At 31.2% G+C, this 11156-nt stretch carries 15 protein-coding genes; 9 read left to right on the top strand and 6 right to left on the bottom strand.

Features of this window, described 5'->3' with window-relative positions:
• Window positions 1–82: 82 nt before the first annotated feature.
• The 6 genes from HSX10_RS00295 (at window position 83) to HSX10_RS00320 (ending at window position 4710) form a co-directional block, all read left to right on the top strand.
• A complete protein-coding gene (locus HSX10_RS00295; RefSeq protein ID WP_173586197.1) occupies window positions 83–961 on the top strand; it encodes a cell division protein FtsX in 879 nt (292 codons plus the stop codon).
• Window positions 962–979: 18 nt separating this feature from the next.
• A complete protein-coding gene (locus HSX10_RS00300; protein WP_173586198.1) occupies window positions 980–2005 on the top strand; it encodes a TlpA family protein disulfide reductase in 1026 nt (341 codons plus the stop codon).
• Window positions 2006–2099: 94 nt separating this feature from the next.
• Window positions 2100–2363 carry a DUF3098 domain-containing protein gene (locus HSX10_RS00305; protein ID WP_173586199.1) on the top strand — a complete coding sequence of 88 codons (264 nt, stop codon included), beginning with the start codon at window positions 2100–2102 and terminating at the stop codon, window positions 2361–2363.
• A 56-nt stretch (window positions 2364–2419) separates the two neighbouring features.
• The gene (locus HSX10_RS00310) at window positions 2420–3211 is read left to right on the top strand and encodes an undecaprenyl-diphosphate phosphatase (protein ID WP_173586200.1); all 792 of its coding nucleotides are present in this window, start codon (window positions 2420–2422) and stop codon (window positions 3209–3211) included.
• Window positions 3211–3912: a tRNA pseudouridine(55) synthase TruB gene (gene truB / locus HSX10_RS00315; RefSeq protein ID WP_173586201.1), complete on the top strand. Its 702-nt coding sequence runs from the start codon at window positions 3211–3213 to the stop codon at window positions 3910–3912. Before HSX10_RS00310 ends, truB begins: the two co-directional genes overlap by 1 nt.
• A gap of 189 nt (window positions 3913–4101) precedes the next feature.
• Window positions 4102–4710 (top strand): hypothetical protein, encoded by a 609-nt coding sequence (locus HSX10_RS00320; protein ID WP_173586202.1) that lies wholly within the window; start codon window positions 4102–4104, stop codon window positions 4708–4710.
• 94 nt (window positions 4711–4804) lie between these two features.
• Here the strand turns inward: HSX10_RS00320 and HSX10_RS00325 are convergent, their stop codons facing one another.
• A complete protein-coding gene (locus HSX10_RS00325) occupies window positions 4805–5419 on the bottom strand; it encodes a thioredoxin family protein (RefSeq protein WP_173586203.1) in 615 nt (204 codons plus the stop codon).
• Between the two features lie 78 nt (window positions 5420–5497).
• Here HSX10_RS00325 and HSX10_RS00330 point away from each other — a divergent pair, with 78 nt between their 5' ends.
• Window positions 5498–6061 carry a DNA-3-methyladenine glycosylase I gene (locus HSX10_RS00330; protein WP_173586204.1) on the top strand — a complete coding sequence of 188 codons (564 nt, stop codon included), beginning with the start codon at window positions 5498–5500 and terminating at the stop codon, window positions 6059–6061.
• On the opposite strand, the gene aat is transcribed toward HSX10_RS00330, so the two are convergent.
• The 3 genes from aat to HSX10_RS00345 all read right to left on the bottom strand — a co-directional run bounded on the left by aat (window position 6042) and on the right by HSX10_RS00345 (window position 8186).
• On the bottom strand, window positions 6042–6680 hold the full coding sequence (gene aat / locus HSX10_RS00335; RefSeq protein ID WP_173586205.1) for a leucyl/phenylalanyl-tRNA--protein transferase: 639 nt from the start codon (window positions 6678–6680) through the stop codon (window positions 6042–6044). The two genes, HSX10_RS00330 and aat, sit on opposite strands and share 20 nt — an antisense overlap.
• Window positions 6681–6893: 213 nt before the next feature.
• The gene (locus tag HSX10_RS00340; protein WP_173586206.1) at window positions 6894–7271 is read right to left on the bottom strand and encodes a DUF3127 domain-containing protein; all 378 of its coding nucleotides are present in this window, start codon (window positions 7269–7271) and stop codon (window positions 6894–6896) included.
• A gap of 45 nt (window positions 7272–7316) precedes the next feature.
• A complete protein-coding gene (locus HSX10_RS00345) occupies window positions 7317–8186 on the bottom strand; it encodes a flavin reductase family protein (RefSeq protein ID WP_173586207.1) in 870 nt (289 codons plus the stop codon).
• 123 nt (window positions 8187–8309) lie between these two features.
• Between HSX10_RS00345 and HSX10_RS00350 the strand changes: the two genes are divergently transcribed.
• Window positions 8310–9464, top strand: coding sequence for a sensor histidine kinase (locus HSX10_RS00350; protein WP_173586208.1), 1155 nt, complete (start codon window positions 8310–8312; stop codon window positions 9462–9464).
• A gap of 253 nt (window positions 9465–9717) precedes the next feature.
• A complete protein-coding gene (locus tag HSX10_RS00355) occupies window positions 9718–10074 on the top strand; it encodes a hypothetical protein (RefSeq protein WP_173586209.1) in 357 nt (118 codons plus the stop codon).
• Window positions 10075–10076: 2 nt separating this feature from the next.
• On the opposite strand, the gene HSX10_RS00360 is transcribed toward HSX10_RS00355, so the two are convergent.
• Both HSX10_RS00360 and greA read right to left on the bottom strand, forming a co-directional pair.
• On the bottom strand, window positions 10077–10466 hold the full coding sequence (locus HSX10_RS00360; protein WP_173586210.1) for an HIT family protein: 390 nt from the start codon (window positions 10464–10466) through the stop codon (window positions 10077–10079).
• Between the two features lie 82 nt (window positions 10467–10548).
• Entirely contained in the window at window positions 10549–11022 is a 474-nt protein-coding gene (gene greA, locus HSX10_RS00365; RefSeq protein ID WP_173586211.1) for a transcription elongation factor GreA, read from the bottom strand.
• Window positions 11023–11156: the final 134 nt, after the last annotated feature.

Below are 11156 nucleotides of genomic sequence, written 5' to 3' on the forward strand. Positions count from 1 at the left end.
AACACAATAAAAAACTAAACGTTGTAATGTTCAACATAAGCAAATTCTTTATTATTTTTACATCTTAAATTCAAATTCATTTATGGCATCATCTTTTGATAAATATCAAAAACGTAAACTGATATCGTCTTACGTTTCTGTGGTGATAAGTATTGCTTTGGTACTGTTTCTTTTAGGCTGTTTAGGGCTTTTGGTTATCAATTCTAAAAAAGTTGCGGATCACTTTAAAGAACAAGTGGTGATGACTATTTATTTGAATGATACAGCTAAAGAAGTAGAGGTTAATCAGCTAAAAAAGAGTTTAGCGATGGCCGATTACACCAAAGATGCACTTTATGTTTCTAAAGAAGAAGCTGCGGAATTTATGAAGGCTGAAACTGGTGAGGATTTTATGGACTTTGTAGGCTATAATCCTTTAAAGAATTCGATTGATGTTCATTTAAAAGCAGATTTTGTAACTACAGAACAGTTAGCAGAAATTACCGAGAGCCTTTCTAATAAAGTATTTATTGAAGAGATTAGATACGATAATGATTTGGTAGAATTAATGAATGATAATGTTAAGAAAATTACTTTCTGGGTTTTGATTATTAGCGGGTTATTTACCTTAATTGCTGTTTTATTAATTAATAGTTCTATCCGTTTAGCCGTCTACTCTAAAAGATTTATCATTAAAACGATGCAAATGGTTGGTGCAACAAAACGTTTTATCAGAAGACCATTTGTTTGGAAAAGTGTACAGCTTGGTATTATTGGAGCATTAGTTGCTTTAGCAGGTATGGCGATTGTTCTATACTATTTAGATCTTACATTTCCAGAATTAGAATTACTGAAAAATACGATATCTATCGCAGCGCTTTTTCTAGGTATTTTCCTTTTAGGTATTGTAATTACTTGGATTAGTACGTTTATAGCAACACAACGTTTCTTGAACTTAAAGACAGATCAGTTGTATTATTAAGGGATAAATAATCAATTTATGAAGATTTATTTTTTTGTTATTTCTATAATTTCAATCTGTTTATTCAGTTCTTGTAACCCTCTTAAAAAAGGGAATCCTAATCGTATTTCTATTGAAATAAAAGAAGGAGTAGAAGCTGATAGTATTAAAATTGTAAGCTATAATAATTCTGAAGTCATTATTGCGAAAACAGGAAACCCTTATCATTTTAATTTTAGCGACACCATTAATGATGCTTATGTTATTGATGTTTTTAAGGATGGTAAAAAATCTTCGAAAAAGATATTTCTTAATGGTGAGGATTTGAAAATTCAAGCTGAATTAGACTCAGGAGTTTTTAAAATTGATACTGTAATAGGTTCTGAAATCTATTATAAATCTGTTGATTTCTATAAAACATTACATCAGTTAGAATCTGATAAGGTTGATGATGCTGGTATAAATAAATTTTTATTACAAAATATTAAGGATAACTTAAATCATCCGTTTTCTCACGAAATAAGCACTATTTATATCGAGCGAAATAAAAATTATAAAGCTCAGTTAGTAAATCTTAAATCTGCATTAAAAGGACAATCTGAAGATTTAAAAGGACACACGCTTAGTGTTAGTAGAACTTTAGATAATTTAATTAAAGAAGAATATTTAGATCTTTCTGCGTTTCAATTTTATAATAAAAACGGAAATGTATCTAAAATAGATTTAAGCCATAAAGGAGATTATCTTTTAGATTTTTGGTTTGTACATTGTCCGCCATGTGTTCGTGATCATAAAAAAATAGGAGCCAATTTAGAGATGTTTAGTAATCATAATGTTGAATTAGTAGGTGTTTCTATTGATACAGAAAGGGATAAATGGTTAGATTACTTAGTGAGTCATGATTATAATTGGCAGAATTATAGGGAACTTAGAAAAGGGAATGATTTAATTGATGCATTAGATGTATGGGAATTTCCAACTTATATATTAATCAGTGAAAAAGGAGAAGTTAAAACTAAGTTTTATTCATTTGAAGAATTAGAAAGCTATTACAGTAAACTATAAATTATTTTATCGTTATTAAATTCACAAACTCTTAACGCTGCAATTATAAATAAAACTGTTACTTTGCAGCATACTAAAGTAGAACAGAAAGACCATGGGAGAACAAAAACGTAAGGACGATTCTAAATCTGAATTTATTTTCGGGAAGAAAAATTATAAATTCTTATTTATAGGCTTGGCATGTATTGTTATAGGCTTTATCCTTATGTCTGGTGGTGGTAGCGATGATCCTAATGTCTTTGATGAATCTATTTACAGTTGGAGACGTATTCGTTTAGCGCCAACTTTAGTGTTAATTGGGTTTGGTATACAAGTGTATGCTATTCTTTTAAACCCGAATAAAAAATCGGAGAAATAATCCATATTTTATCTACTTCTAAAGCGTAAACTGCGCTTATTTGATATTTTTGCTTCATGGAAATTATAGACGCTGTTGTTTTAGGAATCATTCAAGGTCTTACTGAGTTTTTACCAGTATCATCGAGTGGTCACTTAGAAATCGGAAAAGCTATACTTGGTGATCATTCTGTGCCAAAAGAAAGCTTATTATTTACGGTTGTACTTCATTTTGCTACGGCATTAAGTACAATGGTGATTTTTAGAAAAGATATTTTTGATATTGTAAAAGGTATTTTGAAATTTGAATGGAATGAAGATCTTCAGTTTATTTCTAAAATTGCTTTATCCATGTTGCCAGCAGTTATTGTTGGTCTCTTTTTTGAAGAGGAATTAGAACAACTTTTTAATGGCAATATTCTACTTGTAGGTTGTATGCTTATCGTAACAGCCGTTTTACTTTTCTTAGCAGATAAAGCAAAGGATACCCAAAAGAAAGTCTCGTTTTCTAACGCTTTTATCATTGGTGTATCTCAAGCCATTGCAATGTTACCTGGTATCTCGCGCTCTGGAGCTACAATTTCTACCTCAGTTTTATTAGGAAATGATAAAACAAAAGCGGCGCGTTTTTCATTTTTAATGGTGGTGCCTTTAATTTTTGGTAAAATGGCTAAAGATCTTTTAGGAGGAGAATTAACTTTTGATAGTTCTAATTTTACGGCTTTAAGCGTCGGTTTTATTGCTGCGTTTGTAGCAGGTTTATTTGCTTGTACTTGGATGATAGCACTAGTAAAGAAGAGTAAATTAAGTTATTTTGCGATTTATTGTGTCATTGCTGGTACTGCAGCTATAATCTGGTCATTAAGCTAATGCAAACGGAAGAAGATTTTAAAAACGGACAAGTTTTATTAATAGACAAACCATTAACTTGGACATCGTTTCAAGCGGTTAATAAGTTGCGTTGGTCTATACGGCAAGCCTTTAGTATTAAGAAAATTAAAGTGGGTCATGCGGGGACTTTAGATCCTTTAGCAACAGGTTTACTTGTGATCTGTACAGGTAAAATGACTAAGCAAATCAATATTTTTCAAGGTCAGGAAAAGGAATATACAGGAACTTTTGTTATAGGAGGAACAACACCTTCTTTTGATTTAGAAACAGAAGTGAATGAAACATTCCCCACAGATCATATTACAGAGGAATTAATTCAAAATGCAATTCCACAATTTATAGGTAAGATAGAACAATATCCACCGGTGTTTTCTGCCATTAAGAAAGATGGAAAACGTTTATATGAATTTGCAAGAGCAGGTGAAGAGGTTGAAATTAAACCAAGACAAGTTGAAATTACTGAATTTGAGATTACAGAAATCAATGGTTTAGAGTTGAAATTTAGAGTCGTTTGTAGTAAAGGAACTTACATTAGGTCTTTAGCAAATGATTTTGGAAAAGCTTTAAATTCTGGTGGACATTTATCTGAATTACGCCGTACTCGTATTGGTGATTTTAAAGTTGAAGACGCACTTACTCCTGAAGATTTTATTGCAAGTTTACCTTCTAAAGGGGTTTAAGAGGTTGTCTTAGACTATTTCTTCATTCTTTTCGTATATATTAGTAGCCTAAAACTTTTTGTACTGAATTTCATAGAACAACATAAAGCAGCATTAATTACATTTCTCTTAGCGGGAATTGTAGTTCTTGGCCTGTTTAGTTTTCAGATTAAACGTCATCAAGATTTAATAACAGAAAGTTATTATCTCATGGATCCCGAGCCTGAAACAACTAAAGAAGACCTTCAGAAAATAGAAGAGCAAAATTCAGAATCTACAAATAAAGCCTTTAACGAAGATCAAGAGTACAAAGAGATGATGCGTAACTTTAAATCGGTTAGCACTAATGATTTTGAACGTACCACTAAGGCCATGGAAGCGGCTAAAGCAAGTAAAGAGGTATTGGTGGAGACAAACTATTCTAAATCTTACGAGAATGGTAAGGACTACGCTTTAAATTCAGAAGAAACAGAATCTTATAAAAAATTACAAAAGGAATTAAAACAACGTCTTGATAATAAAAGAGCGGCAGATGAGCATGCTAAAACTAAGGGTACACTTACTTATTCTTTAAAAGGTAGAGTTTTATCACATTATAAAATTCCACGCTATCTGTGTGAAGTTGGTGGTAAAATTGTTGTAAACATTAAAGTAAATGAAGTAGGTAATGTTTTTGATGCCAAAGTTAACGGCTCGTCTAACTCCAATAACAAATGTTTAGTAGAGCATGCAATTGCGTATGCAGAATCTGTGCAGTTTAATGCTTCAGATCGTAATGAGCAATTAGGAACCATTACATTTTTATTTAAGGGAAAATAATAGTCATTATTTTATGGAACTATTGTCGGTATTCATTTATATAAAATTGAAAAAACACCAACAATAGCTTAATTACTTTATACTCGAAGGTTTATTAACCTAACAGATGAACTAAATCTTCAATTGTAGATTGTCCTTTATCTTTATTGTACCAACGTTGTAAATCTTCTTTAAATTCAGGAGTTAATTTACCATGTTCTGCTTTATAATCTTGTACCAATTTTGTAGCAACTGTTGGTCTTGGTCCAAATGTGTTTAATACTTCATTTGTTTCAGAATCTAACATAACAAGCTTCGGGATAGATTTACCACCATTAGTTAAAAACTGATCCATAAGTGCTTCGTTTTCGTCTCTAAGCACAACTTTATAATCAATAGCGTCATTTAATTCTGCAACTTTATTGATAATTGGCATTATATGAGCCGCATCACCACACCAGCTTTCCGAAATAACTAACCAAGTTATTTTCTTGTCAGAATCTTGAATTTTACTTTTCATTTCTTCAGAAACTTTTCCTGTTTTATCCCAACGTCTCATACGTCTGTCATTAAGTTGGGTGTATTCAGCTAATGCTTCTGTTTTTTCACTTCCGGTGTTTGATTTTTCGTCAACTAAAGAAGTTACTAAAGTTCTGTATTCAGCATAAGTCATACTATTTTTTAGACTTTCTGAAATAATATTGTTTAAAGTAAGTGTGTCTGTATCCATATAACAAAAATAATAATATGTTGCTATTTTTGTGCAACAGTTGTTACATTAGTAGCTCTAAATTTAATTCCTTACAAGATGAGTAAAAGCAGATGTGGATGGTGTGTTGGTGATACGTTATATGAAGCCTATCATGATGAAGAATGGGGTGTTCCTGTTTTTGATGACAAGTCATTATTTGAATTTTTAATTTTAGAAACCTTTCAGGCAGGTTTAAGTTGGATTACAATTTTACGGAAGCGTGAAAATTTCAGGAAAGCTTTTGATAATTTTGATTATAAAAAAATAGCAACCTATAAAGCTTCAAAAGAAGAAGAGTTATTGCAAAATGCAGGAATTATTAGAAATAAGTTAAAAATAAAAGCAACGATTAGTAATGCGCAGGCTTTTATGGAAATTCAAAAAGAATTTGGTTCATTTTCTAAATACATTTGGGCTTTTGTTGATGGTAAACCTATAAAAAATAGCTTTGAAAGTTTTAAGGATTCTCCAAGCAACACGGAATTAAGTGATAAAATCAGTAAAGATTTAAAGAAACGTGGTTTTAAATTTGTAGGTTCTACTGTGATTTATGCACAAATGCAGGCTACAGGTATGGTTAACGATCATGAAGTATCTTGTTTTAGATATCAAGAGGTTTAAGATATTCCATAAATTGAGCTCTTGGCATATCTTTAGCACCTAAACTTTCAAGGTGGTTGGTGTAAATTTGGCAGTCAATTAATTTGTAATTCGTGTTTTTTATAAAAGTGATAAACCCCACTTTACTTGCATTACTAACTTTAGCAAACATGCTTTCTCCACAGAACACCTTGTCGTTAATTGCAATACCGTATAGACCTCCAACTAAAACATCATCTTGCCAAACTTCTACAGATTTAGCATAACCTAATTGATGTAGTTTAACGTAAGCTTTAATCATATCTTCGGTTATCCATGTTCCGTCTTGACCTACTCGTTTTGTGGCTGCACAATTTTCTAAAACTTCTCTAAAAGCTTTGTTTTCGGTAACTTTAAATGTTTCTTTTTTTAGAATTTGCTTCATGCTTTTAGAGATTTTTAAATCTTTAGGAAGTAAAACAAATCGAGGATCTGGTGACCACCAAAGTATAGGCTCTTCATCTTGATACCATGGAAATATACCATTAGAATAAGCATGTATTAGACGTTCTGAAGTTAAATCTCCTCCCACAGCTAAGAGACCATCTTCCGAAGCTTCAGAAACATCTGGGAATTCAATTTTATGAGTTAAAAAGTGCATAATCGAAAATAAGTAATGATGTTTAAAATTAATAGTTTAGATCTTGATGTTAAAAGAATTTTGTTGATTCTTTCTTAGAATAATAATCAAATTTAAAATCCAACTTTTAAGTCTTTATGAATCATCTAGATTGTTTTCTATTAATTTATATAACAGAAAAAGACTTGTTTTATAGAAAAACAAGTCTTTTTTATATGTGTTTAATCCTTTCGTTTAGAAAGGTAAATCGTCGTTATCACTTTCTTCTAAATCTTTTACAGGTTCAAAAGCTTCTGTTGGAGGTACAGGAGGCATGTTTCCGCTTGCAGCTTCAGCTTGTGCAGCTTCAATTCTCCAACCTTGAATAGAGTTAAAATATTTAGTTTCACCTTGTGGGTTGACCCATTCTCTTCCTCTTAAGTTAATGCTAATTTTAACTTGTTGACCAACTTGGTAGCTATTTAATAAATCTGTTTTATCTTGAACAAATTCCACCATAATATGCTGTGGGTACTGTTCATCTGTAGTTACAACAATTTCTCTTTTTCTAAACCCATTGCTACCAAAGGTTTGAGTCTCTCCTACCATTTTAATTCGTCCTTGTACTTCCATTTCTTCTTAATCTATAATTTATTATAATCCTTAAATATTTTGAGGCTACAAAAGTAATAACTTCCAAGCACTTTCTACGTCTCCATAGCTCAAATAATTTTGTGCTAATTTGTGTTTTTCTCTATTAGATGCTGTTTTTATGTTTGGATACCTGTCACTTATGCTGTTAATAAACTTATTAACATCGTTGGTATTAGGTAATCCTTTTACATTGGCAAGCATCCCTAAATCATTGCCTGTTAAAATGATACTGTTTTTTATGTTATGTGGCAGATTATCAACGCCAATGCCCATGTCTGATAACGGTCTTGGTATCTCAAAAAAACCATTTTTAGCTCTACTGTAGTAGCTACCACCTGCTCTTGCAACTAAATCTAAAGCTTCTTGGTTTATGGTTTTGTCTTCATTTAAAACTTCTTCTGCAATGTGAAGTTTTACCACTTCGCAAATCACTAAATTACCAGCTCCTCCTTCAGTTCCTAGTTCAATAATTTCATTGACTTTACATTCAAATTGTACTGGAGATTCTGCAACTCTAAAAGGTTTTACATTATCTGAAGGCAACATGGTTAAACCTGCTTTTTCAAACTCATTTATTCCTTCAGGGTATTCTGTGCTACTTAATGACATTTGCTGTACAATATCATAATTTACCACGTTGATAACAACCTCTTTTGTGGCTTCAACATTATGTAGAGTATGTTTTGTAGTGTTGTCTCTAACGCGTCTAGCCGGAGAAAATATTAAAATTGGAGGATTAGTACTAAAGACATTAAAAAAGCTAAATGGCGATAAATTAGCATTACCATTTGCATCTATAGTACTCGCAAAAGCAATAGGCCTTGGTGAAACCGCACTTAATAAGTAGCTTTGTAAGACATCTGTTTTAAGATGCTTTGGGTTTAATGATATCATGTACTTGTCTGATTTTCAGTAAATATAAGTATAATCAATTTTCAGCAAAAGTATTTAAAGAGAATAGGGCACAATATTTTCAACACTTTTGCATTATATTTAATATTAAAATAAACTTAATCAATGAATTTTAGTTTAAACCGAAATGTAATCCGTTGGGTTATAATAGGGTCTTCTTTTGTTATTATTTCTCTAATTCTTTTGAATACTTATACGTTTTTTCAAAATTTTAAAGTTGAAGAGCGCTCTAAAATGAATACTTGGTCTGTTGCAGTTAGCGATATTGGGACACCTAAATTAAATGATGAAGTAAACATAGTTACAGATCATGTTATTACAGAAACAATAATAAATACGCCTGTATTAGTTATTGATGAAAACGGAGATTTAAGTACTTCTATTAATATTGACGAATCTTTGTTGAAAGATTCTTTAGATGTGAAACGATTGGTAGATCAGTTTAAAAATGAAAATACGCCTATTGAAGTCAATATGGATTCTGATTCTAAACAACTCATTTATTACGGAAATTCACCATTGTTAAATAAACTAAAATATTATCCTTTAGCTTTATTATTAATCATTTTACTTTTTGCAGCCGTTGTCTATTTCTTTTATCGTAGTTCTAAAATAGCAGAACAAAATAAACTTTGGACAGGTATGGCTAAGGAAACGGCGCACCAAATAGGAACACCTTTGTCTTCACTTGTGGGATGGACAGAAATTTTAAAGATGGAAAATGTTAATCCCGAGTATATTTTAGAAATTGAAAAGGATATTGACCGTCTTCAAACAATTACAGAACGCTTTAGTAAAATAGGTTCTATTCCTAAGCTTAAAAATGTTGATATTGTAGAAGTTACTCAGTCTTCTTACGAGTATTTAAAATCAAGATCTTCTAAGTTAATTAATTTTGAAATAGTAATTCCTGAGCGAAAAATAGAAGTGAATCTAAATGAACAACTTTTTAGTTGGACGATAGAGAATTTAGTGAAAAATGCCATTGATGCCATGAAGGGCAAAGGGGATTTAAAAGTAGAACTTACACAGCTTGAACGACAAATTTTCATTAATATTTCTGATACCGGAAAAGGGATTGCTAAATCATCTTTTAATAAAATATTTGAACCTGGCTTTACCACCAAAAAAAGAGGTTGGGGACTTGGTTTGTCATTATCTAGACGAATTATTGAAGATTACCACAATGGTAAAATAAAAGTTTTGACTTCCGAAATAGGGAAGGGAACCACTATGCAAATAATACTAAAGCAGGTTTAATTCATTTTTTAATTAGAAAAGGACTTGTGGTTTTTAAATTAATTGATCTTAACATTTTTTTCAAAAAAAATAATCAAGGAAAATCATTTTAAGACAGAAGTCAAAGATGTTTAAATTCTTTAATAATGACGTTGGTTATCAGTGAATATGGATTTATAGAATTGAAAGGGATACTTACAGAATGCTCGCTATTGCTTAAGTAGATGAAAGTTTTTAAACTAGAATAATTCAAAATTTAGTTTAAATTTGGGGCATGAATTCGTCAAAATATTTCACTTTAAAAGAAGCTAGGATAGGTAATAACTGTCCTGAATGTTATTCTAACGATAGCCTAGTGCTCACGTTAAAACAAAAGCTAATTGAAACTCAATTCTATAAAGCGCTTACAGACGAAACGACTAGTGATATACGATGTCTTAATTGTGAAATGCCAATTTTTCCCATACGATGGACTGAGGATATAGAACGCGTGGTAGATTACCACAAAAGAGGACTTAAAATTAGACCTAAATCTACAAAGCTAAAACCTATTGCTTGGGGTTTAATTGTTTTAGGTGTTGTTTTGTTGATTACAACAATCTTATTTGTAGCAAAAATTATTTCAATCTAAAATTATAAGAAAGAAGAGATTTTCTTTGCAATAGCCTCAAATTCTTCAGACTCTAATTTTTGTTTATTAGAAAAAAGTGCGTCTTCCATAGCGTGTAATGGAATTAGATGAACATGTGCATGCGGTACTTCTAGTCCAATAACAGTCATTCCAATTCGTTTGCAAGGAATTGCTTTTTCTAAAGCTATAGCTATACGATGAGAAAATTTCATTAAACCGATATAGGTCGCTTCATCTAAATCAAAAATTTTGTTAACCTCCTTTTTAGGGATACAAAGCGTATGGCCTTTAGAGTTAGGGTTAATATCTAAAAACGCATAGAATTCTTCAGTTTCTGCGATTTTATACGAAGGGATTTCTCCTGAGATTATTTTTGTAAAAATTGTAGCCATATCCTAATCAATATTAAGTTCTATAAATATAAAAAGATTCCTGAAAAACAGGAATCTTTTTGTATTATAACTTTAGTTTTTGTTATCTAGAAATTTCTAATATATCAAATTTCATTACACCGTTTGGGACTTTTATTTCAGCAACATCTCCTACTGATTTTCCTAGTAACCCTTTTCCGATTGGTGAATTTATAGAAATTCGACCTGAGGCTAAGTTAGCTTCACTTTCCGCAACTAAAGTATAGGTCATTTCCATGCCGTTAGTCTGGTTTTTAATTTTAACTTTTGAAAGTGCCAAAGCTTTAGTTAAATCTAACTGAGACTCATCTATAACTCTTGCACCAGATAAAATTTCTTCCATTTTAGAAATTTTCATTTCTAACATACCTTGTGCTTCTTTTGCAGCATCGTACTCTGCATTTTCACTTAAATCTCCTTTGTCTCTTGCGTCTGCAATATCTTGAGATGCCTTTGGGCGTTCCACATCTTTAAGTTGGTTTAACTCATCTCTAAATTTTTTTAAACCTTCAGCTGTGTAATAAGATACTTTACTCATAATTTAATCGTTTTAAGTATAACAAATTCTAAAAGGTGAATTCTTTATTATTTTAGAGCCTGTCTGGAAAGCAGACAGGCTCTAAAATAGAAGTAGAAATAATATTCTTCTTAGAAGTTTGTTATAATATAATT

Origin of the sequence: Winogradskyella undariae (assembly GCF_013285155.1) — a bacterium.
GTDB classification, from domain to species: domain Bacteria; phylum Bacteroidota; class Bacteroidia; order Flavobacteriales; family Flavobacteriaceae; genus Winogradskyella; species Winogradskyella undariae.